Below are 23,466 nucleotides of genomic sequence, written 5' to 3'. Positions count from 1 at the left end.
TTGAGGGATGCAAAATGAAAAAACCTGTAGCATTTATCATATTCAATCGTCCAGATACAACAGCTATCGTTTTTGAGGAAATTCGCAAATATTCGCCGAAGCAGTTATTTGTTATTGCCGATGGTCCGAGAGCGTATAGAGAGGGCGAAGCGCAGTTATGTGCAGATACACGCGAACTTATACAGGTGGATTGGGATTGTAATGTGACATATATTTACTCAGACGAAAATCAGGGATGTAAAAGAAGGATTTCTTCAGGATTGGATGAGGTGTTTTCGTATGTAGAAGATGCGATAATCTTAGAAGATGATTGTTTACCTCATACAGATTTCTTTAGCTTTTGTGAGGAATTATTAGAGTACTATCGAGAAGAAGAAAGAGTTATGACAATAGCAGGTAATAATTTTCAATTACCGTCATTTCAAATAGATGAAAGCTATTATTTTTCTGTATATCCAGAGTGTTGGGGATGGGCAACGTGGAAACGTGCGTGGGAAAAGATTGATATTAGTTTGGCGGAATGGTCTAAATATAAAGAATCGAATGAATTTGATGAAATTTATTACGATGTCTTCGTTAAAGAATTCTGGGAAAAAACATTTGATGATGTCGCCAATGGTCTTATAGATTCTTGGGCGTATCCATGGGTTTTTACTTCATTTATTAACAAAGGGTATACAATATTGCCTAAAAAAAATTTGGTTAGTAATATTGGTTTTTCGAAGGAAGCAACCCATACTAAAGAATATAATGATTTATTAGCTGAATTACCAGTTTATCCAATTGATTACCCTTTAATTCATCCCCAAAAAATTGTATCTAATTTTGAAGCGGATTTTTATACAACAGAAAATATCTTTAATGTGAAGTTTTTGAAAGAAAAAGCATCTACCACCGTTCTGAAAATGAAGTTTATAGAGAACTCTGTTGAAGAAATGAGTCCTATTAATTTTGAAATAGGAGAATTGTATATATTTGGATCAGGGGAATGGGGAGAGTTTTTACAAGGTTATATGGATGAAAGAGGATATCGTATTAAAAACTTCTTAGTAATGGAGTCTAATAATGTAGGGAAAGTATTAAATGGCATAAAAATCAAAGATATTCGAGATATAAGATTTAAAGCTGAAGATATAATTTTGGTAAGTATAGAGGGACATCATGATAGAAAAGTAATTTCTTTAATTAATGATTTAATACCGGAAGGTGTAAAAATAATTAATTGGAAAGATTTAATTGGGAATAAAAGCGGATAATATAAAAAATGGTAACAGGTGGTTTGGGTTTATAGGAACTAGAGGGAGAGGGAGGCCATGATTTTAAATAAATTATTAAAATTCGATGGTGATATTTATATTTTTGGAACAGGTGCAATGGGGGTGAATGTTCTAAAAGAGTTGAACAAGAAAAAAATTAATATTAAGGGGTTTATAGATAATGATATTCTAAAACGTGGGAAAGTATTACAAGGGCTCAGAATTAATAAACCAGAAATTATAAATAAAGAGTCCTATATTGTAATTGCCTCATCGTGGTATTTAGAAATAGAGACACAACTCAAAAAAATAGGGCTAAAAAAATTTGACAACTATTTATATTGGGAAGATTTTTTTGGTATTTATGGGGATTTCGATAATTGGCAAGAAGCAGAAAGTTTAAGTAGAGGTTATAATTCAGAAATTATACTTAATAAGGTTAAGAGTTCCTTATTAAAGGTTAAACAGGGTGAAGCTGCATATGAAAGGGACTCCGTTTTATTTGATAAACCAGATTATTCTTTTCCATTGATTGCATCATTATTATTTATAGCAAATAGTAATGAAGGGGATTTAAACGTTCTTGATTTTGGAGGATCTTTAGGGTCAACCTACTATGAGTGTAAGAAATTTTTTGATTTTAGAAAAATAAATTGGAATGTTGTGGAACAGGAAGAGTTTGTTCGTGTAGGTAAAGAACATTTTGAAGATGATACACTTAAATTTTACGATAATATCCAAAAATGTATGCAGACAAAGAATATTGATGTGATAATTTTTTCAAGTGTTTTACAGTATCTTGAGGACCCATATCTAATATTAGAAGAGGTTATTGGAGAAAAGGTACCATTTATTTTGTTCGATAAGATGCCATTTAATAACAAAAAAGAAGATAGATTATCTGTACAATACGTTCCTCCCAATATTTATGACGCAGATTACCCTGTTTGGATAATGAGTAAAGAAAAGTTAATAAATTTTTTTTATGGGAAGTATAATATCTTTCTTGAATTTGAATCACATCTTAAAATTAAAATTGATGGAGAATGGAAATCTTATGAAGGATTTTTAATGAAGAGAGGATAAAAATTAGAGATTGTTTAAAAATATTCTTGTCACTGGAGGCCTAGGGTTTATTGGGAGCAACCTAACTATTAAATTAGTAGAACTTGTTGCGAATGTTACAGTGTAGATTCTTTAATCCCGAATTGTGATCCAAACTGGCATTTATGCGTTATAATTCTTGACGATACAAATATCAGAAACAGTTTAAATCATTATTTAGAAGAAAGAGGTATAGGTGCTTTAATCCATTATCCAACACCTCTTCATTTACAGAGTGCATTTAATCAGTATGCTAAACTAGGTAATTTACTTAGTACAGAAAACCTTTGCGATAGAATTCTGAGTATTCCTTTAAATGTTACATTAATGAATAGAGAGCAAGAAGAAATTATAAAGAGCATAGTGTAGTTTTTTGAAGTTGGAAAGGAGTAATAGTTTGCATAATTTTTGTACTTTATTTGATTCGAATTATTTATCAAGAGGTATGGCATTGTATGAGTCTTTAGAAAAAACGGGAGATAATTTTCTATTATACATTATTTGTATGGATGACTTATGCTTTGAAATCTTAGATGATTTGTCTTTACAGCATGCAGTTTTAATACCTTTAGCAAGTTTTGAGAGCGAGAGATTATTATCAGTTAAAGAAAGTCGATCTAAAGGAGAGTATTGTTGGACAAGTACACCATATGCAATTTCTTATGTATTAGATAATTATGATGTAAAAGAATGTACATACTTAGATGCTGATTTGTATTTTTATAATTCACCGTCTATTTTACTTGATGAATTTGATAAATCTAGAAAATCAGTTTTGATAACGGAACATCGCTATACAAAAGAATACGATCAATCAAGTACATCAGGTATTTATTGTGTACAATTTATGACTTTCAAGAACAATTTTGAAGGTAAGAAAATATTAAACTGGTGGCAAGAACGTTGTATAGAGTGGTGTTTTAATCGTTATGAAGACGGGAAATTTGGAGACCAAAAATATTTAGATGACTGGTTAACTAGATTTGAAGGAAGCGTTCATGTACTTGAACATTTAGGTGGTGGAGTTGCTCCGTGGAATGTTCAACAATATGATTTATCTAAGGGTATCGATACTGAAGAATCTCTAATAGTTTTTTACCATTTCCATCAATTTGAAATATATATCAATAATAGATTTGAGGCGGGGCGTTATCGTTTAAATAAAGATATTATAAATGCTATATATATTCCATACTTAAAAAGCATAAGTAGTCAGAATGAAAAATTGAAATCGTATAATCTATTAGAATCAACTGTTTATGATGAAAAAAAAGATAATAACAAAGAAATATTGCTCAAATGGTTAGAAATTAAAATAAATCAAGATAAATCTGTGTGTTCAAATTTCCAATACTTTAATGGTAAAGATATTATGTTGTTTGGAAAAAATCGAATTACACCTCTAATTCTGAATGAACTCGAAAAAGCAAATATTCGAGTTCAAGCTTTAATCGAAAGTAATCCTCAAGAAGTAACAACAGATGACGGCGTTCCTATTTATGGTAAATGTTATTTGAATGATTATAAACATGATGCAATTATTATAGTATGTTTAGAGGGGAGTCATGATTTAAATTTAATTAAAGAGTTAGAAGAACTTAAAGTTACTAAAGGACGGTTGTTAATAATAAGTTGGAAAGAAATTGTTGAACAATTTAAAGGGGATTTATTTATTCACAAGGACCAGCAAACTTATAGTTTTATACATTTTAATTCAAAAGAATAGGGAGTTAATGTGGAAATATTAAAGAGAATTTTAAAAAGGAAAGAATTTATTGATAATCCACCTGTTTTATTAGATATAGGAGCATCGGGTGATTTGAATCAGAAGTGGGAGATACTTGCCCCCTATTCAATTGGAGTAGCATTTGATGCTGATGATAGGGATTTTGAGTACATAAATAAAAAAGATTCTACATTTAAACAATTATATGTATTTAATAGCATTGTCTCGAATATAGAATCTGAAAAAGTGTATTTTCATTTGACTAAATCTCCGCATTGTTCTAGTGTACTTGAACCAAATAAAAGTCAATTAGAAAATTGGTCATTTGCAGAGTTGTTTGATGTAGATAATAAAACTGAGTTACGCAACATTACATTAAAAAAAGCTTTACAAAGTATAGGTATTGAGTATGTAGATTGGTTTAAGTCGGATTCGCAAGGGACCGATTTAAGATTATTTACTAGCTTAGATCAACAGATTCAAAATAAAGTATTATTAGCAGAATTTGAACCAGGGATATTGGATGCATATAAGTATGAGGATAAACTTTTTTCAATTATACAGTATTTTGATCAAAAAAATTTTTGGTTATCTAAAATGAATGTTAAAAGCACATTAAGGTTTAATAAAAAGGTTGAGGCACGATATTTTTCTAGAACAGAACAAATGTTTTTAGAAAAAAACTTAACTAAAGCACCCGGATGGGCTGAAATTACATATTTAAATGACTTTAGTAATGAAAAATATTTTACAAAGCGAGATTATTTATTAGGTTGGGTTTTTTCTATTATAGAGGAACAATTAGGGTTTGCTCTAGAAATTGCAACTTGCGGGTTTGAAAGATATTCTGATGGTGTTTTTCAAGAGATGAAAGAATATACTTTATTAGAAATAAATTTTCGATTAGAAGATGATGAGTTTTATTATTATTTAAAACATGATGCCGTCTATACATTAGATGATGAAAAACTATTCGATAATCTATCCATGTGTACAAATGAAAAAGAGATATTTATATTTGGTGCAGGTTCGTTTGGAGAAAGAGTTTTAGAACATTTAAATAATCATTCAATAAAGTTGAGTGCTTTTATTGATAATGATATTAATAAACGAGGTCAGCTTTTAAGAAATGTAAAGATTGTCTCACTTGATGATTTGCCAACCAATGTGTTTATTATTATAGCGTCTACTTGGCATAAAGAAATTAAGCAGCAATTAACAGATAAAGGTTTGAAAATAGGGAAAGATTTTTTAGTTGTATATATTTAATCAAAAGATTGATATGAAATTAGGAGATTAAAAATGTTAAGAGCTCTGATTACAGGTATCACTGGTCAGGATGGTGCCTATTTAACAAAATTCCTTTTAGAAAAAGGATACGAGGTGCACGGGTTAGTCCGTAGATCTTCAATTGAACGCTATGATCGTATTGAGGAATATTTAAGCGATGTGCACCTTCATTATGGCGATATGACAGACTCAGCTAATTTAATTCGTCTAATGTCTGAAATTCGCCCAGATGAGGTGTATAATTTAGCTGCAATGAGTCATGTGAAAGTTTCATTTGAGATGCCTGAGTACACGGCGAATGCTGATGGAGTGGGTACACTTAGATTGCTTGAAGCAATTAGAATCTTAGGGCTTGAAAAAAAAACACATATTTATCAGGCATCTACAAGTGAACTTTATGGGAAAGTGCAAGAAACACCACAATCTGAAACAACGCCCTTTTATCCACGTAGTCCATATGCTGCTGCAAAAATTTATGCATATTGGATTACGGTCAATTATCGAGAGGCATATAATATATTTGCATGTAACGGTATTTTGTTTAACCATGAATCACCATTACGCGGCGAAACCTTTGTTACACGTAAAATAACACTTGCAGTTGCCAATATTAAGCATGGTAAGCAAGAATGCTTGTATTTAGGGAATCTAGATGCTAAACGTGATTGGGGCTTTGCAGGGGATTACGTTGAAGCAATGTGGCTTATATTACAACAAGACAAGCCAGATGATTTTGTGATTGCGACAGGTGAAACAAGAACTGTTAGAGAATTTGTTGAACGTGCATTTGCAGAGGCGGATATTACAATTGAGTGGCATGGTAAGGGAATTAATGAAAAGGGTATTAATAGGGAAACCGGAAAAGTAATTGTCGCTGTTGACCCGCAATTTTTCCGCCCAACTGAAGTGGAATTATTGCTAGGGAATTCAACAAAGGCAAGGGAAGTATTAGGGTGGCAGCCAAAAACGAGCTTTAATGAATTAGTGAAAATAATGGTTCATGAAGATTTAAAAAGAGTCTAATTTAAGAAAGGTGCGATATGAATTTTAAATATAAATCTCATATCGCTCTTTTTAATATGATTTGATGAAAGAGTGACATTGAAGATACAGAAATTATAGAAATTCAAGAAGCAGTTAATGAAGAAGATATAGTGTGTTTTAAGTATGATTGGAATGAAATAATCGCAATAATTTGAGAATCTATGAAAGGAACTGTAGCTATTCAGTTCTATTCTTTTTTACCGATAATAAAAATAAGAGAATTTATAACAAGGTGTTGTCGAATGGATAAACAAAGTAAAATTTATGTAGCGGGACATAGAGGTCTAGTTGGATCTGCTATTATGCGTAATTTAAAATCAAAAGGGTATGAACAAATTATATATAGAACGAGCAATGAGTTAGATTTACGTAATCAGCAAGGTGTTCAACATTTGTTTGAACAAGAAAGACCCGACTATGTGTTTTTAGCTGCTGCAAAGGTAGGAGGAATTTTAGCCAATTCTGGTTTTCCAGCTCAATTTTTATACGATAATTTAATGATTCAATCGAATATTATTGAAGCTGCTCGCCAATATGGAGTTAAGAAGCTATTGTTTTTAGGAAGCACATGTATTTATCCCAAAATGGCCCCCCAACCCCTAAAAGAAGAGTATTTACTAACAGGTGAATTAGAATGTACAAACGAGGCATATGCAATAGCTAAAATTGCAGGTATTAAAATGTGTAATGCTTATAACAAGGAATTTTGTACAAATTTTATTAGTGTGATGCCAACCAATTTATATGGACCAAATGATAATTTTGATTTGCAAAGTTCGCATGTATTACCGGCACTTATTAGGAAAATCCATGAGGCAAAAGTGAATAACGAGTCGACAGTTTCTGTTTGGGGATCGGGGAGGCCACTCCGTGAGTTTTTGCATGCTGATGATTTAGCTGATGCTTGTGTTCATTTAATGAAGCATTGCGATGCTGAGCAAGTTGGGGAATTTGTTAATATCGGAACAGGCAAAGAAGTGTCTATAGAAAAATTAGCTTTACTATTATCTGATGCAATAGGCTATAAGGGCAAGCTAGTATTTGACATTAGTAAACCAGATGGCACACCAAGAAAGCTAACAGATGTATCTAAGTTACATCATCTTGGCTGGAAACATTCAATTGAATTAAAGGAAGGAATTCAAGATGTATATAATTGGTATCTTGATAATGTCATAAAGTCATGAATAATGGACCAAAAATTAGTATAATAACTGCTTGTTATAATGCAGAAAATACAATTGAGCAAACGATTCAAAGTGTACTCGGGCAAACGTATGAAAACATTGAGTACATTATTATTGATGGGGCTTCCACTGATGGAACGATGGAGATTGTGGAGAAGTATCGAGACAAAGTAGATATAGTGGTCTCAGAGTCGGACAAAGGAGTATATGATGCGTTTAATAAAGGTGTAGGGTTAGCAACAGGTGATTTTATAAATTTTATGAATGCTGATGATTATTTCAAAGATATTTTAGTAGTAGAAAAAATTGCTCGAATCTTAAATGAGAAAAAGCCAAAAATATTATATGGGAAAGTAAGAGCAATTGATGAGATAAGTGGAGAGTGGCAATTTAGAGGTAAATCATTAACTCTTAATGATTTTAAAAAGGGGGAAATGTGTCCGCATCAAGGAGTATTTACTGAGAGAAATATCTTTAGTCAATTTGGTGGATTTAATTTGAAATATAAAATACTTTCAGATGTGGATTTTACAATTAAATGTTTTAAAAAATACGAGTTCGAGACTTTATTTGTAAATGAAGAAATTGCTATTTTTAGAATAGGGGGATTAAGCACAAATTTAAAATACATGAATCGTTTTCATGAGGAAAATAAAGAAATACATCTAGAACACTTTAATTATATTCCTATTCATAGCAAAAAATATTTGGATAATAAAGATATTCATATTTCTAATGATCATTATAGAGAGTTATTTATGTTATCAATTTTAGATAATGATTCATTACTTAAAGGATTAAAAAAAACAAATCGGTCTGCTGCCATTTTCGGTTCAAGAAGACTTGCTGTTTTACTTTATCACTATCTGAATAAAAATGGATTTAAAATAAGTGGATTTATTGACAATAATAAGGAAATGCAAGGGGGATATTTGTTAGGAAAAGAGATAGTTTCTGCTGATAATGTAGATTTGTTACAGGTAGACATAATAATAGTTTCAGTTGAGAGATTTGTAGGTGCTAATGAAGTTAAGCTTCAATTAGAAAAGTTATATCCAAAAATAAAAATAATAACTTGGCATGAATTGGTAGATTCTACTTCTAATCTTTAAATTACTTAGGAGGTAACTATGTTAGTATCGGTTCTAATAAACAACTATAATTATGCCCCTTATTTGACTGAATGTATACAATCAGTTATAGACCAATCCTATTCAGATATTGAAATAATCGTTTATGATGATGGTTCAACGGATAATTCATTAGAAATTTTATCAAAATTTAAAAACATAAAAGTAATTTCTAATAATAATTATGGTAAAGGCCACAATTTGAATCAAATGAATGCAGTTAATAAAGCATTTGCAGAATCTACTGGTGATATTATTTTCTTATTAGATAGTGATGATTTCTTTAAGAATGATAAAGTAGAAAAAACTATTAACCTATTTAAAGAAAGTCCACATATTGAAGTTATTCAACATCCTCTCGAAGAAGTGGATGAAGACAATAATCTTCTACACACGGTTGTACCAGTACTAAAAAAAGTTAAAAATTATAAAGAATATATTTATGAAACAGAGAGTATCTATCATTTGTTTTCTATGACGAGTGCGTTAGCATTCAGACGGAGATTTTTAGAAAAAGTACTTCCTTTAGATGAAGATGATTTTTCTTATATGTGCGTTGATACTCGACTTATGCTAGTCGCTGCTCTACAATCAAATATTTTAAATATTAGAGATTCATTAACTTATTATCGTAAACATGGAAGTAATGCTTGGGGAAAACTTGGTGATTTAAATAATCATGAGGATTATCTACAAGATTTATATGGTTTTTTTAACAAAATAGCTATGGAGAATGGACAGCGACCGATTAGTTATTCTTATAAAAAGTACTTAGAAACTACTTATTTTTACAATCAAGTTGATAGTAAAAAGTGTATGCATTTTATACAAAAACAGTGTGCAAAAGAATATTATATTTGGGGTGCAGGTGAGGCAGGTCAAAGTGTGTATCATGTGTTAAAAAATAGTGACTTGAATTTTCAAGGCTTTGTTGATAGCGATGCACGAAAACAAAACTGTTTAGTTATGGATAAGCTTGTATTGAGCCCTTCCAGTTTATATAGTAAAAAAAATATTCGTATATTAGTTTCCCCTTTTCATGCTTATGAAACGATTGCTAAAACTTTAAAGAATCAAAATTATATTGAGAATGAGCATTTCATATCTCCTTATATGGAGGATTGACAAGTGAATGATATTAAAATTTCAGCTGTAATACCAACATTTAATGCAGAATTATATATAGAAAAAGCTATTCAAAGCATACTGAAGCAAACTGTACATGTGAATGAAATTATTATTATCGATGATGGCAGTGTCGATCAAACCTGTAAAGTAGTTCAAAAGATTCAAAATGACGAACCGAATATAGTTTTGCATACACAAAAAAATACTGGAGCTTCAACAGCAAGAAATAATGGTATTCATGAGGCAACAGGTAACTGGATATTATTTTTAGATGCTGATGATGAATGTTCTGAAGATTTAATTGAAACTTATTTGGCTAAAATAAATGAAGTAACAGAAGATATTTCAGCAATTTATACTGCTTGTTATCAAATTGACGAACATTCTCAAGTGATTTCCTCGCAACTAAGAGGTAAGCGATTAAGCGGAACGGAAGGTTTTTGCGATATTTTGATAAGAAATCCTATTATTTCTCCTTCAGGTGTATTAGTGAATAAAAAACAATTAAATGAATTGCATGGTTTTAATACGCAGATTAAGTATGTAGAAGATGTTGATTTATGGGTGCGTCTATTAGATAGGGATTATTCAATTGAATATATTGATAGACCTCTTTCTTTTATAAGACGTCATTCAAATAATACAACTTCTAGCATGAGGACTTCACATAATGCAGAAAAACTAATAATGGATCAATATGGTTTGGATTATATTAAAGAAAAGCTCTATAAACGAAGGTATACAATGGAGAAAAATAGTTTAGATTTTGCTTTGTTTTTAATTCGTTATAAGCAATGGAAACAATGTAAAGTACTATTAGAGAATACTCGGGTTTTAGAAGATTCATCGCAATATGTGACCTATTGTTTCTTGAAATCTATTGTTTATATTGAAGATAAACAATTTGATGAAGCGTTGGCTGAGTATGAAAAAATACTTGCTGCAGATGTAACCCATGGGGCAGCATTAAATAATTCAGGTGTTATTTATGCGATGAATGGCAATAAAGAAAAAGCGATTACTAATATAGAACAAGCTATGTTGCTATTTCCAGGTTATTTAGATGCACAGCATAATAAGATGCTGATAGAGAATAGTGAAACAGATGAATCACTTTTTAGATTTACTTTGCGTGAGTTAAGACCAGTGTTGCTATCATATAGTACAGATTAAAGAAATGTGGTGAAGTAAAGTGAAGCTTATTCTACTTTCAGGTGGATCGGGTACAAGACTATGGCCACTATCAAATGATTCACGTGCAAAGCAGTTTCTTAAAGTGTTAAAAAACGAGCAAACTGGTGAATTAGAGTCGATGGTGCAACGTGTGTATCGTCAATTGTCCGAGGTTGTTGCTGCGGAAGACATGATTGTGACAACGAATGCTTCACAAGTAGATATGTTGCACAATCAGTTAGGTGATATTCCAATTGTCGTAGAGCCAGAAAGACGTGATACATTTCCGGCAATCGCACTAGCATGTACATATCTTTATTCAGCTTTAGGGATGAAGGAAGATGAAGTCGTTGGAGTAGTTTCAGTGGACGCCTTTGTCGATGTTGCTTTTTATCAACAGGTGAAGGAACTTGAAAAGCTTGTTATGACCACCAATGCTGATATTGGTTTATTAGGGATAAAACCTACATATCCTTCTTCTAAATATGGTTATTTAATACCAAAGCAATATACGGAATACATGCAAGTTGCTCGTTTTGTCGAAAAACCATCTGAAGAAGTTGCGGAAGCGTTAATTGGTAAAGGTGCTTATTGGAATAGTGGTGTATTCGCTTTCCCTTTAAATTTAATATTAAATAAACTAAGCAGAGATGGATTTTCTAATTCATATAAAGAATTATTGGAACAGTTTTCAATATTGCCGAAAAATAGTTTTGATTATGAAGTAGTAGAAAAGCTAAATGAAATAACTGCTTTAACTTATGATGGATATTGGAAAGACTTAGGCACCTGGAATACGTTAACGGAAGAGATGTCACAACAGGTTATTGGGAATGGAGGGTTCAGTGAGGATAGCTATAATACCCATATTGTAAATGAGCTTGATTTACCTGTTAAAGTACTTGGGATTTCAAATGCGGTAGTTGCTGTTAGCGCGGACGGTATTTTAGTAACAGATAAACCAGCAAGTTCGCGGATGAAAGATATGCTACATGATGGTTTGTTTTCAAGACCAATGTACGAGGAACGTCGATGGGGCTGGTATCGAGTACTTGATATTACTAAAAAAGAAGGACGCGAGGTTTTAACGAAAAGACTTTGTGTTGAAGCGGGGAAAAACTTAAGTTATCAATTTCATAATAATCGTTCGGAGGTGTGGACCATTATTTCAGGAGATGCGATTTTTATCCAAGATGGTGAAACAAAAATGGTTTTGCCTGGAGATGTATTAAGTATTCCAATTGGTTCGAAGCATTGTCTCTATGCATTGACTGATACAGAGCTAATTGAAGTACAAATGGGCGACTCTATAGTAGAAGAAGATATTGTGAGACTAGAAAAAGATTGGCCTGCGATAATGGAATCCATTCGTTAATAAAAAGAAAAAAAGAGAAAAGCGACTTTCAATAATCAACTGAAGGTCGTTTTTTCTGTTATGCTAAAGATATGGAAAAAGCGTTTATTTTACCGATAAAGTAACTATAATTATATGTGGAAAACCGAATACTTATGGAGGTTCTAAATGATTCGCTTTATTAAACTTAGAGAAAAACATCTTGAACAAGTTCTGGAATGGAGAACGCAGGAAGATGTCACTCAATTTATGAACACAGATATTGAAAAAGATATGGATAAACAGAGAGTGTGGTATAGAAGGGTTTCAAATTCTGAAACTGATGCTTATTGGATAATAGAAATAAAGGAAAAACCAGTAGGCGTAATTTCTTTAAATAATATAGATCATGTGAATAAAAGAACGAGCTGGGGCTTTTATATTGGCGAAGAAAAGTATCGTTTATATGGAGGCATTATACCACCATATTTTTATAATTATATATTTTCAACTTATGACTTTCACAAAATCACGGCAGAAGTGATGAAAGGGAATAGTAATGTCATTAAGTTGAATTTATTGCATGGTTATCGAATGGTTGGTGTATATAAAGATCATATTTTTAAAAATGGTTCGTATACGGATTTGAATTTATTGGAGCTTTTAAAGGAAGATTGGCTAAAGCTAAATAAATTCCAAAAGTATGTATGCGAATTTGAAAAGTGAAACTTAGAATTGGAGAATAAATACATGAATAAATTACTATTAATCATTAATGAAATGCGAGAAGAAGCGGGGCATGAGTCTATTGAATCTTTGGAAGCCTCTATGGATTTAAGAGAGGATTTAACTTTAGATTCTTTCATGTTAGCGGAATTAACAGTTCGAATTGAAGATGAGTTTGATGTAGATATTTTCGAAGACGGTATTGTTCAAACAATTGGTGAAATCATTGCTAAAATCGAAGGCGTATAATATGGAGAAAGTTTTTTTAGTACATAATAAGATTGCCTATACCTATGAGAAATTGCTATTGGATTTGAACAACAAGGAAAATGAATCTCCTTATCTATATGTGAAGGACAATCACCCATATGATATTTTCTTAGGAATTGTTCACAGTTTGCTTTTTGACTATCCAATTGAAGTGTTAGATGGGGATTTTTCTGAAAATGAGATAAGTGAATTGGGTATTAATGTAAATTCGTTAACGTTGAAGACAAAAATGAAAGAACGTCTCAATTTCCAAAAGCTAGATGAAATCATGCAACGAGTGAAAGATATAGAAAACTGGCAATTAACTCTTTATACATCGGGTACGACAGGTCGCCCTAAAAAGATGAGTCATACTTTCCATACACTCACAAGAAACGTAAAAATCCATAAGAAGTTTGACAATGATATTTGGGCTTTTGCCTATAATCCTACTCATATGGCTGGGTTGCAAGTGTTTTTCCAAGCATTTCTCAACCAAAACACATTAATTTATATTTTTGATGAGTCAATGAAAAAGGTGCCAGCTTTAATTGAGGAATTTCAGATAACTCATATTTCATCTACGGCAACATTTTATAGAAATGTTCTTCCTTATTTACATGGAAATACGTATGCAATGGTCAAAAGAGTGACGTTTGGTGGGGAAAAATTCGATTTGCTTTTAGAAGATAAGTTAAAAGCTGTCTTTCCCAATGCTAAGATGATTAATATATATGCATCGACAGAGGCAGGTAGTTTATTTACAGCACAGCATGATACTTTTGAAATTAGCCCGGAACATCAACAGTGGGTGAAAATTACTGCACAACAGGAATTATGTATTCATCACTCTTTACTCGGACATTCAGAGTCACTATCACTGGTTAATGATTGGTTTCACACGGGAGACCTTATTGAAATGGTTGATGATACACATTTTAAATTCCAATCACGTCAATCGGATATGATTAATGTAGGAGGCTACAAAGTGAATCCACTCGAAGTAGAAAATATATTAATGCAAGTTCCGGGTGTTATCGATATTCTTGTGAAGTCTAAAAAGAATAGTGTTACGGGCGAGCTACTTGTCGCGGACGTTATCAAAAATCAGGAAATAGATGAAAGAGAGTTTAAAAAAGAATTAAAACAATATGCATCTATACATTTACAAGAGTGGAAAGTTCCACGGATTATTAAGTTCGTAGATGAACTTCCTAGTACACGAACTGGAAAGAAGGTCAGAAAATGAAATGGATTATTGTGACTGGTGATTCAAGAGGAGTCGGGAGAGAGATTGTTCATCAAATATTGGCAGAAACAGACTTTGGCGTTATTGGCATTAGCCGTTCAAGTGAAGATGCTGCGGGCGAGCTGTTAGCAATATACCCAGACCGTTTCAAACCACTTTCTTATGATTTAACAGATGTGGATGGTATAAAGCCATTATATATGGAAAAGATTCGTAAAATAGGTCCGATTTACGGACTCGTTAATAATTCAGCAATGGCATATGACGATATTGTTTCTAACCTAAATGTTCAACAATTGCAGACAATGTTCCAAGTGAATGTATTTTCAGCTATGCATCTATCGAAGTATGCGATTAGAGATATGTTATTGCATAAAACGCAGGGCTCAATCGTGCATATATCCTCTATCAGTGCTCATACGGGATATAAAGGTTTGAGCATGTACGCAGCATCTAAGGGAGCAATGGAGGCATTTTCTAAAAATACTGCTAGGGAATGGGGGAGCAAAGGAATCCGTTCTAACTGTGTTGTACCAGGTTTTATGGAAACAAGTATGAGTACAACATTGACAGAAGATCAAAAAGCACGTATTTACAAAAGAACATCTTTGAAAAAGGAAACGGATATTTCAAGCGTAGCAAGCACAGTCCTTTTTTTACTTTCGGATCAAGCAAAGTCGATTACAGGTACAACTATACATGTCGATAATGGAACAATATAGGAGAAATTTCTAAGTGAACGTAGGGTGTGATTATTTGAAAACAATCGTGATTATTCAAGCAAGAATGGGGTCAACCAGACTTCCGGGTAAGATTTTAAAACCACTAGGGGAGTCAGATGTACTGACGTATGTAACAAAGCGCTGTTTGCAAATTAACGGCGTGCAAGAAGTCATTGTTGCAACTTCATTATCGCCACAAGATGATGCAATTGCTTCTTGGTGCTTAGAACATAATATTCAATGTTTCCGTGGTTCAGAGAACGATGTATTATCTCGCTTTGTAGATTGTGCGAATGAATATGAGCCTGATTATGTAATGCGTGTGACATCGGATTGTCCGTTTATAGACTATGAAATGGCCTCTGAAATGATAGCTATTATGGCAAATGAGCGAAAGGATATTGTGTTAGTAGATGGTGATTTACCACGAGGTTTAGCTGTTGAGTTAATTTCATATGACTCGCTACTGAAAATAAATGAAATAGGTCAAGAACAGCGTCATCGTGAACATGTAACGTACTATGCCTATGAATTTAAGGAACAGTTTGCAGCAATCACATATAAAGTTCCAGAGAACCGACGAGCACCAGATTTTCGTATTACATTGGATACAGATCCTGACTATGAGCTAATTCGAGTAGTGGCAGAATATTTTAATAATCCACTTGTCTCAAGTGCAGCTATTATTGATTACTTAAAACGTACACCTGAAGTTGCAAAGCTAAATGCACATATTGAACAAAAGCCGGTGATATAAATTGAATATTGTCATTCGCACAGATGCTTCTTTTAAGATTGGTAGTGGTCATGTGATGCGCTGCCTTACCATTGCAACTGAGCTTAGAAAAAAAGGTCATGAAGTGTTCTTTTGGATGAAAGAGTTACCAGGTGATATGCGAGTATTTGTTCAATCTAAAGGTTTTGTAGTAATTACTGAAATGACAAAGGCAGATATTTGTATTATCGATCATTATGATATTGATAGAGAATGGGAAAGGAAAATACGACCATTCGTAAAAAAAATTGTTGTCATTGATGATTTGGCCAATCGTATACATGACTGTGATCTATTATTAGATCAAAATGTTGTTCCAAACTATGAGCATCGTTATGATGACTTAGTTCCAGCACATTGTGTGAAATTACTAGGGCCGAGATATTTAATTATGCGAGAAGAATTTATTCGAGAAAGAAAAAGCCTACCGAATAAAATGAGTGGAGTTAACCGCATTCTTATTTTTATGGGTGGTAGTGATCCAACAAGTGAAACATTGAAAGTTTTAACAGCATTAACACAACATCAAATTTTCCAATGCGTTGATGTTGTTGTTGGTAATAGTAATCCTCATAAAACTAAAATTAAAGATATTTGCATGAAGGAAGGTTATCATTTTCATTGCCAAATAGATTATTTGGCTTCGTTGATGGCAAAAGCAGATTTTTCTATAGGCGCTGGCGGTAGTGCTACTTGGGAACGTTGCTTCGTTGGTTTACCTTCATCAAGTTCAATTGTTGCAGAAAATCAACGTATTTCAACAGAAACTGCAGAAGAGTTAGGCGTAATATGGAACTTAGGATGGCATGAACAAGTAACTGCGGATACGTATAAAGATTTACTTTGGTCCTTAAAAGGTAAAAAAGAATTATTGATAAACATGCGCAATGCCGGTTTAAAGTTAACGGAGCAATCAGGAGGGGCGAGATCTTGGTTGGATGCAATTTTGGAGGTAACGGAATGATTCAAATAGGTGATAAAAAGATTGGACGTACGGAAAAACCATTTATAATAGCTGAAATGTCAGGTAATCACAATCAATCACTTGAGCGTGCATTAAAAATAGTGGATCTAGCAGCAGAGGCTGGGGCAGATGCAGTAAAATTACAAACATATACACCAGATACGATGACTTTGGATATCCATACAGGTGAATTTTTTATCGAAAGCGATATAAACCTGTGGAAAGGACAATCTCTCTATAATTTATATAAAGAGGCATATACTCCTTGGGAATGGCATGAAGCTATTTTTAATCGATGTAAGGAACTTGGGATGGTTGCTTTTAGTTCACCATTTGATGAAACGGCTGTAGATTTTTTAGAAACTTTAAACGTGCCTGCGTATAAAATTGCTTCTTTTGAAAATGTAGATATTCCTTTAATTAAAAAAGTAGCAGCAACTGGCAAGCCCATTATTATCTCAACAGGAATGGCATCAATTGCTGAATTGGATGAAGCTGTACGAGCAGTTAAATCTCAAGGAAACGAACAAATTGTTTTATTGAAATGTACAAGTACATACCCTGCAACACCGGAAAACTCAAATATATCTACCATCCGTCATATGAAAGAATTGTTTGGAACAGAAATTGGGTTATCTGACCATACGATGGGGATTGGTGTATCTATTGCTGCAGTGACATTAGGTGCCGTTGTTATAGAGAAGCATTTTACAACATCGCGTGCTGATGGTGGTGTAGATTCAACATTTTCTTTAGAACCACATGAACTTAAAATGCTAGTGGAGGAGACAGAGCGAGCATGGAGAAGTTTAGGAACGATTTCCTACGGGCCTACAAACGTCGAAAAACCATCGCTTGAATATCGCAGATCGCTCTACATAGGAGAAGAGTTAAAAGCTGGTGATGTATTAACGAAAGAAAATGTCCGTGTTGTACGCCCAGGATATGGACTTGCACCAAAATATTTCGAGTTGGTGGTAGGAAAGAAAGTAAAAATAGATGTATTAAAAGGGACACCTTTAACTTTTGATATATTACTATAAGGACTGATAGCATGAATAAGCGCTCAACATTTTTATCATATGGAAAACAGTCAATTGATGAAGCTGACATTGAGGCTGTAGTAGAAACATTACGGTCGCCTTTTTTAACGCAAGGACCTAAAGTTGAGGAATTTGAACAATCAGTAGCAGATTACATAGGTGCAAAGTATGCAGTAGCATTTTCTAATGGCACTGCTGCCTTACACGGCGCTTGTTATGCTGCAGGTATTGGGGCAGGTGATGAAGTTATTACAACGCCAATAACTTTTGCTGCGACATCGAATGCAGTTTTGTATTGCGGTGGAACACCTGTATTTGCAGATATAGACTCACAAACTTATAATATTGATCCAAAGGAAATCAAGAAGAACATTACCTCTAAGACAAAGGCTATTATACCCGTGGATTTTACTGGACAACCGGTAAACTTAGACGAAATAATGACTATTGCAGAGGAACATAAACTTATTGTAATAGAAGACGGCGCCCATTCATTTGGAGCTAGCTATAAAGGTCGTAAAGTTGGTTCACAAGCACATATGACGATGTTTAGTTTTCATCCAGTGAAACCAATTACCACTGCAGAAGGCGGAGTAATCACTACTAACTCTGAAGAATATTATGAAAAATTAAAGATTTTCCGTAGTCATGGAATATCTAAAACACCTTATGCAGAGGAACTAGGTGATTGGTATTATGAGATGACTGACCTTGGTTTCAATTATCGTATGACAGATATGCAAGCAGCATTAGGGTTATCGCAAATGAAAAAAATAGATAAATTTATTAATAGTCGCCGTGAAATAGCTGAGATGTACAATGATGCACTAGATCAATTTTCTGGTGTAATAATACCAAAACAGTTAGATGAAACAAAATCAGGTTGGCATTTGTACATGATTCAGCTGGACCAAACCGTATTAAAAAAAACTCGAAAAGAAATATTTAATGAAATGCGAACATGTAATATTGGCGTCCATGTGCATTATATCCCTGTTTATTGGCATCCTTATTACCAACAGCTCGGGTATGGTAAACAAATATGTAAAGTAGCGGAGAATTGGTATCAAGGTGCATTAACATTACCGATATTTCCTGATATGGAGAAATCTGATGTTAATGATGTAATTGAAATATTAAAAAATATATTACATAAATAAAGTATAGAAAAGTAATATATAAAATAAAGAGACAATAAATTTTCAAGCATTTAGACTTTTTATATAAATAATTCAAATTCAATGATACCGAGGTATATTTCAATATAAAACTAATATTTTACATTTTTCTTATTAAATAGAAATGTTTTCCTTAATTTTGTTTCGTTGTGAAAAGCATTTTTATATAAAAGCGACATTCCGTTATCGTAAACGGAATGTCGCTTTTTAGTGGATAAAAAGAATTTTTCAAAATCTAGTAGACTATAATTTTTATTCGATTTTCTTTAAAAGTGAAATTTCACAAAATACTTCCGATAATACACATAAGTACATGAAATGTTTAGGGGGTTGGATAGGATGCGTATTGCAACGCAAGGACAAACAATAGAGACATCTACTGCTTCAAATAATATGAGGGTGGCAAGCTTAGAAGTGACAACAGAGCCTACTGTCACTAAGCAAAAAGTTGAAAAACAAAATATTGCACCAGAAGAGCAAGAAATATCAAAAGAAAAATTACAACAAGCTGTAGAAATAGTGAACGAATTTTTGCAAATAAATCATAGTTCTTCGAAATTCGTACTGCATGATGGCTTAGATCGTTATTTTGTACAAGTGGTAGATGCGCAAACAGAACAAGTTGTGAAAGAAATACCACCTAGAAAACTATTAGATGCATTTTATGAAATGCAAAAACTTTTAGGTATGATTGTAGACGAAAAAATTTAAGGATAAATTAGGAGGAACAAGATATGGTAAACAGAATTGGCGGTTTAGCCTCAGGGATGGATATTGATGCTTTAGTAGCAAAGTTAATGCAAGCTGAAAAATCACCTCTTATCAAATTACAACAGAAAAAAACTATGTATGAATGGCAACGAGATGCGTATCGAGGAATTAATACAAAACTTCAAACATTTGATAAGTATATTGCAGACAATTTAATTTTAAAAAGTATGAAATCAAAAACAGCTGCAGTTTCCAACAGCACATATGCTTCTGCTACAGCAACACCCAGTGCTTCTGGCACGCTAGCACTTGAAGGTGTATCACAACTTGCATCTGCAGCGCGAGGCCTCGGTGATCAAATTAATGCTACTGCCAATACGAAGTTAAGTGAACTTGGCATCAGCAACGGTGTAATAAAGCTAAACGCTATTAAACCAGACGGAACAATGCCAACAGAGGGTACTGATATTGTTATTGATGAATCCATGACAATATCGAAGTTTGTGGAAAAAATTAACGATAGTAATGCGGGTGTTAGTGCATTATTTGAAAATGGTCGCCTATCTATTACTGCAAAGAATACAGGTGATAATAAAAATGGAGCTGAGGTTCAAGTAACTGCTGGAGCAGATATTTTTGGTAAGCTTGGATATACATCGCTTAATGGAAAGACTTCTGGTGATTTAGCAAGTGGCGGTAAAAATGCGATGTTCCAAGTGAATGGTATAGCGACTGAACGTTCTTCAAATACATTTACTATTTCTGGCTACAATGTCACGTTAAAAGAAACGTTTAACGCGGGTGGTACGATAAATTCTTTGTTAACGTTGTCATTTAATGAAAGAAAAAATGCTGCAACCGATTTATCTGCCAAAGAATCAACTTTTGATACAAAAAAGCAGGCTCATGCTGACGCTACAGATGTTTATAATCTAGCAAAAGCTAGCTTATCGAGTAGTTTAAATGATGCTCAAAAGGTACTTTATTCGGAACTGGCTTTGGAAACTAGACCACTTCTAGCAGAACTAAATTACAATCAAGTTACGAAGCTGGCAGAAATAGATTTCACGGATGAAGAAGCTGCAAGAACAGCAATTGCAAATCTTACTGAAGCAGATGGTTTCCCTCCAGCTTTAAAAGATGCACTAGGCAAAATAGAATTTGGTGATTTAAAAGAAATTTCCGAGTTAACAGAGGCAGATTTTAATGCAATATCTGATGTTGCAAAATTAGAAAAAACTTTTAATGTTTTGAATAAGCAAGTTTTAAAAGACCTTTCCGGTTTAGGTGCAGATATTGCAACTGCACTTACAGGTCGGGATTTATCAGTAGAAGATCCATTTGCTGATTTACCAGAAGGGCCTTTAAAAGAGAAGTTAAAGTCATTAGACAAGGGAACACTTGAGGCTTTACAAAGTTTAAGTGGACCTGAAATCGAGAACTTATCAGTAGTAGCCGATGCGCAAATCAAATTAACAACAGCTAGAACTGAGATGGACCAAGCCGATTCTGCCTATAAAGCTGCTATAACAAGAAATGCCAATGCAGAAGCAAACTATAAACAATTATATAAAGAAAATATTTATAAGGAAAGTGATGGAGACTTTGAGGCAGCCTATTTAAATCATGTAGCAACTGCAACAGCGCCCCCACAAATAACTGCTGATCCATCGACAGTTTCTCCAGTTACCATTACATCTACTACCAACGTTGATGAAATGATGAATAAAATTAAAGAATTTGTTACTACTTACAATGGCTTAATTAAGGATTTGAGCGAACAAACTAAAGAAACAAAATATCGTTCCTTTGCACCTTTAACTGATGAACAAAGAAAAGATATGTCAGAAAACGAGATTAAGCTTTGGGAAGAAAAGGCAAAAAGTGGATTATTACGTAGCGATACTATTTTAAGAAGTGGACTTGCTAGTATGCGTGCATTGGTTTACGAAGCAAATCCAGCCGTTTCAAATCAAAAATTTAATACACTCTTTAATGTAGGCATTACGACAACTAAGAACTATAATGATGGTGGTCAATTAGAAATTGACGAAAAGAAACTACAAAAGGCTCTTGAAGAAGATCCAGATGCAGTAGCAGCATTATTCTCAAATCTCGACGGTAAACAAAAAGATACGATTACAGTAACTGATAAAGACGGGAACATTTCCACTAAAGAAGCAGATACACGAGGCTACTTGCAAAAACTACGTAGTACTATGGATAGTTTTAAGATTGATATAGAGAAAAAAGCGGGGCGTACGTCAGCTACAGAGCAAACCTACTCAATCGGTAAAAACATAGTAGATACAAATAAACGCATAGATACTTGGCAAGAAAAACTTAAAAATATTGAAGCACGCTACTGGAAGCAATTCTCAGCCATGGAACAAGCTATAAATAAAGCAAATTCGCAATCAAGTATGTTCATGCAAGGATTAGGAGCATAAGGCTTTTAATAAAGCTAGAGTAGGAGAATTATATGCAACCAACAGAACAACTATTGCAGGTTTCTGCTAATCTATATAAACTTTTAGGGGAAATCCCAAATAGTGAAGAACGTGATAGCTACATTGACAACATTAATGTAATGTTGGATAAGCGTGGAATTATTATTAAACGCTTGCAGGAAGAGAACTTTAAGTTCGATGCTCAAAATCGTGTTCATAACACCTTGCTTGAATTAGACAAAGGTATTAAACAACGATTGGCTGTTGTCATGGACGCTGTAAAGCAGGATATGGCAAATCTACAAAAAACGAAAAAAAGTGAAGAACAATACTTTAATCCATATAGCAATGTTCGCACAATGGACGGAATGTATTATGACAAAAAGAATTAACAAATACCTATTAGCTTTTCTTCGATAAATGGTTTAAAATAGTAAATAAGTAACCTTTAAAAGGAGTTGTCCTTTATTGGCAGCAAATTTAACAGCCCAAAACGCGTACAAGCAAAACAGTGTTACTACTGCGTCACCTGGTGAGCTTACGTTAATGCTTTATAATGGATGTTTAAAGTTCTTGCACAAAGCAAAACTTGCAATACAAGAAAAAGATGTCCAAGAAAAAAATACAAATCTACTAAAAGCACAGGCCATCATTAGCGAGCTCATGGCAACACTCAATATGGACATAGAAGTGTCAAAAAATATGTTTGCCCTCTATGAATATATGAATCGCCGTTTAATAGAGGCCAATATTCAAAGTGATGTAGCTATTATTGAAGAAGTTGAAGGTTTGGTGACGGAATTCCGCGATACTTGGAAAGAAGTTATCCGTATTAATCGACAACAACAATTCGGAAATGGCAATAGCGGACAAATTTAAGGAAAATAGAGACCATCAATTGGGTGCTGCACCCCAAAAGTTAGAGTAATAAATCTAACTTTTGGGGTGTTTTTGTATGGCGAAATATAGCCAAGGTTTTAAATTAAAGATTGTTCAAGAGTATTTAAAAGGGAATTTGGGGTACTTAT

23 protein-coding genes are annotated in these 23,466 nt (G+C 33.3%); all 23 read left to right on the top strand.

Going from position 1 to position 23,466, the window contains the following annotated elements; all coding sequences use genetic code 11:
* The first annotated feature begins 14 nt into the window (after nt 1-14).
* The 23 genes from C9J35_RS04435 (at nt 15) to fliS (ending at nt 23,317) form a co-directional block, all read left to right on the top strand.
* Nucleotides 15-1,256: a hemolytic protein HlpA-like protein gene (locus C9J35_RS04435; protein ID WP_107923569.1), complete on the top strand. Its 1,242-nt coding sequence runs from the start codon at nt 15-17 to the stop codon at nt 1,254-1,256.
* 57 nt (nt 1,257-1,313) lie between these two features.
* On the top strand, nt 1,314-2,342 hold the full coding sequence (locus C9J35_RS04430; protein WP_107923568.1) for a methyltransferase, TIGR04325 family: 1,029 nt from the start codon (nt 1,314-1,316) through the stop codon (nt 2,340-2,342).
* Nucleotides 2,343-2,414: 72 nt separating this feature from the next.
* Nucleotides 2,415-2,729: a DegT/DnrJ/EryC1/StrS family aminotransferase gene (locus C9J35_RS24820; RefSeq protein ID WP_201262044.1), complete on the top strand. Its 315-nt coding sequence runs from the start codon at nt 2,415-2,417 to the stop codon at nt 2,727-2,729.
* An 82-nt stretch (nt 2,730-2,811) separates the two neighbouring features.
* Nucleotides 2,812-4,086, top strand: coding sequence for a hypothetical protein (locus C9J35_RS04420; protein WP_201262040.1), 1,275 nt, complete (start codon nt 2,812-2,814; stop codon nt 4,084-4,086).
* 9 nt (nt 4,087-4,095) lie between these two features.
* Nucleotides 4,096-5,355, top strand: a complete 1,260-nt coding sequence (locus C9J35_RS04415; protein WP_107923567.1) for a nucleoside-diphosphate sugar epimerase/dehydratase — start codon at nt 4,096-4,098, stop codon at nt 5,353-5,355.
* Between the two features lie 33 nt (nt 5,356-5,388).
* Nucleotides 5,389-6,399, top strand: a complete 1,011-nt coding sequence (gmd, locus tag C9J35_RS04410) for a GDP-mannose 4,6-dehydratase (protein WP_107923566.1) — start codon at nt 5,389-5,391, stop codon at nt 6,397-6,399.
* A gap of 182 nt (nt 6,400-6,581) precedes the next feature.
* Entirely contained in the window at nt 6,582-7,607 is a 1,026-nt protein-coding gene (locus C9J35_RS04405; RefSeq protein WP_107923565.1) for a GDP-L-fucose synthase family protein, read from the top strand.
* On the top strand, nt 7,604-8,719 hold the full coding sequence (locus tag C9J35_RS04400; RefSeq protein ID WP_107923564.1) for a glycosyltransferase family 2 protein: 1,116 nt from the start codon (nt 7,604-7,606) through the stop codon (nt 8,717-8,719). The genes C9J35_RS04405 and C9J35_RS04400 overlap by 4 nt, the downstream gene beginning before the upstream one ends.
* Nucleotides 8,720-8,737: 18 nt before the next feature.
* Entirely contained in the window at nt 8,738-9,862 is a 1,125-nt protein-coding gene (locus C9J35_RS04395; protein ID WP_107923563.1) for a glycosyltransferase, read from the top strand.
* 3 nt (nt 9,863-9,865) lie between these two features.
* Nucleotides 9,866-11,038, top strand: a complete 1,173-nt coding sequence (locus tag C9J35_RS04390; RefSeq protein ID WP_107923562.1) for a glycosyltransferase family A protein — start codon at nt 9,866-9,868, stop codon at nt 11,036-11,038.
* 19 nt (nt 11,039-11,057) lie between these two features.
* Nucleotides 11,058-12,413 (top strand): sugar phosphate nucleotidyltransferase, encoded by a 1,356-nt coding sequence (locus C9J35_RS04385; RefSeq protein ID WP_107923561.1) that lies wholly within the window; start codon nt 11,058-11,060, stop codon nt 12,411-12,413.
* 147 nt (nt 12,414-12,560) lie between these two features.
* Complete coding sequence (pseH, locus tag C9J35_RS04380; RefSeq protein ID WP_054767467.1) at nt 12,561-13,097, top strand: UDP-4-amino-4,6-dideoxy-N-acetyl-beta-L-altrosamine N-acetyltransferase; 537 nt, start codon at nt 12,561-12,563, stop codon at nt 13,095-13,097.
* 24 nt (nt 13,098-13,121) lie between these two features.
* Nucleotides 13,122-13,346, top strand: coding sequence for a phosphopantetheine-binding protein (locus tag C9J35_RS04375; protein WP_054767468.1), 225 nt, complete (start codon nt 13,122-13,124; stop codon nt 13,344-13,346).
* A gap of 1 nt (nt 13,347) precedes the next feature.
* The gene (locus C9J35_RS04370; protein WP_107923560.1) at nt 13,348-14,595 is read left to right on the top strand and encodes an AMP-binding protein; all 1,248 of its coding nucleotides are present in this window, start codon (nt 13,348-13,350) and stop codon (nt 14,593-14,595) included.
* Nucleotides 14,592-15,317, top strand: coding sequence for an SDR family NAD(P)-dependent oxidoreductase (locus C9J35_RS04365; protein WP_107923559.1), 726 nt, complete (start codon nt 14,592-14,594; stop codon nt 15,315-15,317). Before C9J35_RS04370 ends, C9J35_RS04365 begins: the two co-directional genes overlap by 4 nt.
* Before the next feature lie 34 nt (nt 15,318-15,351).
* Nucleotides 15,352-16,074, top strand: a complete 723-nt coding sequence (locus tag C9J35_RS04360) for a cytidylyltransferase domain-containing protein (protein WP_054767483.1) — start codon at nt 15,352-15,354, stop codon at nt 16,072-16,074.
* 1 nt (nt 16,075) lies between these two features.
* A complete protein-coding gene (gene pseG, locus C9J35_RS04355) occupies nt 16,076-17,056 on the top strand; it encodes a UDP-2,4-diacetamido-2,4,6-trideoxy-beta-L-altropyranose hydrolase (protein ID WP_107923558.1) in 981 nt (326 codons plus the stop codon).
* Nucleotides 17,053-18,099 carry a pseudaminic acid synthase gene (gene pseI / locus C9J35_RS04350; protein ID WP_107923557.1) on the top strand — a complete coding sequence of 349 codons (1,047 nt, stop codon included), beginning with the start codon at nt 17,053-17,055 and terminating at the stop codon, nt 18,097-18,099. Before pseG ends, pseI begins: the two co-directional genes overlap by 4 nt.
* Before the next feature lie 11 nt (nt 18,100-18,110).
* Nucleotides 18,111-19,259 carry a UDP-4-amino-4,6-dideoxy-N-acetyl-beta-L-altrosamine transaminase gene (gene pseC, locus C9J35_RS04345; RefSeq protein ID WP_107923556.1) on the top strand — a complete coding sequence of 383 codons (1,149 nt, stop codon included), beginning with the start codon at nt 18,111-18,113 and terminating at the stop codon, nt 19,257-19,259.
* 357 nt (nt 19,260-19,616) lie between these two features.
* Nucleotides 19,617-19,988: a flagellar protein FlaG gene (locus C9J35_RS04340; protein WP_107923555.1), complete on the top strand. Its 372-nt coding sequence runs from the start codon at nt 19,617-19,619 to the stop codon at nt 19,986-19,988.
* A gap of 23 nt (nt 19,989-20,011) precedes the next feature.
* Nucleotides 20,012-22,438: a flagellar filament capping protein FliD gene (fliD, locus tag C9J35_RS04335; RefSeq protein ID WP_107923554.1), complete on the top strand. Its 2,427-nt coding sequence runs from the start codon at nt 20,012-20,014 to the stop codon at nt 22,436-22,438.
* 32 nt (nt 22,439-22,470) lie between these two features.
* Nucleotides 22,471-22,830 (top strand): flagellar protein FliT, encoded by a 360-nt coding sequence (gene fliT / locus C9J35_RS04330; RefSeq protein WP_107923553.1) that lies wholly within the window; start codon nt 22,471-22,473, stop codon nt 22,828-22,830.
* A gap of 76 nt (nt 22,831-22,906) precedes the next feature.
* Nucleotides 22,907-23,317 carry a flagellar export chaperone FliS gene (gene fliS / locus C9J35_RS04325; protein ID WP_107923552.1) on the top strand — a complete coding sequence of 137 codons (411 nt, stop codon included), beginning with the start codon at nt 22,907-22,909 and terminating at the stop codon, nt 23,315-23,317.
* Nucleotides 23,318-23,466: the final 149 nt, after the last annotated feature.

The sequence above is a fragment of the Lysinibacillus parviboronicapiens genome, from assembly GCF_003049575.1.
Lineage (GTDB): Bacteria > Bacillota > Bacilli > Bacillales_A > Planococcaceae > Lysinibacillus > Lysinibacillus parviboronicapiens.
The sequence above is the reverse complement of the archived record's forward strand: the minus strand, read 5'-3'. Positions and strand labels throughout refer to the sequence as shown.

Coding starts and splice junctions, on each gene's coding strand:
- C9J35_RS04370 (WP_107923560.1), top strand. CDS start 13,348: ATGGAGAAAGTTTTTTTAGTACATAATAAGATTGCCTATACCTATGAG.
- C9J35_RS04405 (WP_107923565.1), top strand. CDS start 6,582: ATGAAAGGAACTGTAGCTATTCAGTTCTATTCTTTTTTACCGATAATA.
- pseC (WP_107923556.1), top strand. CDS start 18,111: ATGAATAAGCGCTCAACATTTTTATCATATGGAAAACAGTCAATTGAT.
- C9J35_RS04400 (WP_107923564.1), top strand. CDS start 7,604: ATGAATAATGGACCAAAAATTAGTATAATAACTGCTTGTTATAATGCA.
- C9J35_RS04395 (WP_107923563.1), top strand. CDS start 8,738: ATGTTAGTATCGGTTCTAATAAACAACTATAATTATGCCCCTTATTTG.
- fliD (WP_107923554.1), top strand. CDS start 20,012: ATGGTAAACAGAATTGGCGGTTTAGCCTCAGGGATGGATATTGATGCT.
- pseI (WP_107923557.1), top strand. CDS start 17,053: ATGATTCAAATAGGTGATAAAAAGATTGGACGTACGGAAAAACCATTT.
- C9J35_RS04365 (WP_107923559.1), top strand. CDS start 14,592: ATGAAATGGATTATTGTGACTGGTGATTCAAGAGGAGTCGGGAGAGAG.
- fliT (WP_107923553.1), top strand. CDS start 22,471: ATGCAACCAACAGAACAACTATTGCAGGTTTCTGCTAATCTATATAAA.
- C9J35_RS04435 (WP_107923569.1), top strand. CDS start 15: ATGAAAAAACCTGTAGCATTTATCATATTCAATCGTCCAGATACAACA.
- gmd (WP_107923566.1), top strand. CDS start 5,389: ATGTTAAGAGCTCTGATTACAGGTATCACTGGTCAGGATGGTGCCTAT.
- C9J35_RS04430 (WP_107923568.1), top strand. CDS start 1,314: ATGATTTTAAATAAATTATTAAAATTCGATGGTGATATTTATATTTTT.
- pseH (WP_054767467.1), top strand. CDS start 12,561: ATGATTCGCTTTATTAAACTTAGAGAAAAACATCTTGAACAAGTTCTG.
- C9J35_RS04340 (WP_107923555.1), top strand. CDS start 19,617: ATGCGTATTGCAACGCAAGGACAAACAATAGAGACATCTACTGCTTCA.
- C9J35_RS04375 (WP_054767468.1), top strand. CDS start 13,122: ATGAATAAATTACTATTAATCATTAATGAAATGCGAGAAGAAGCGGGG.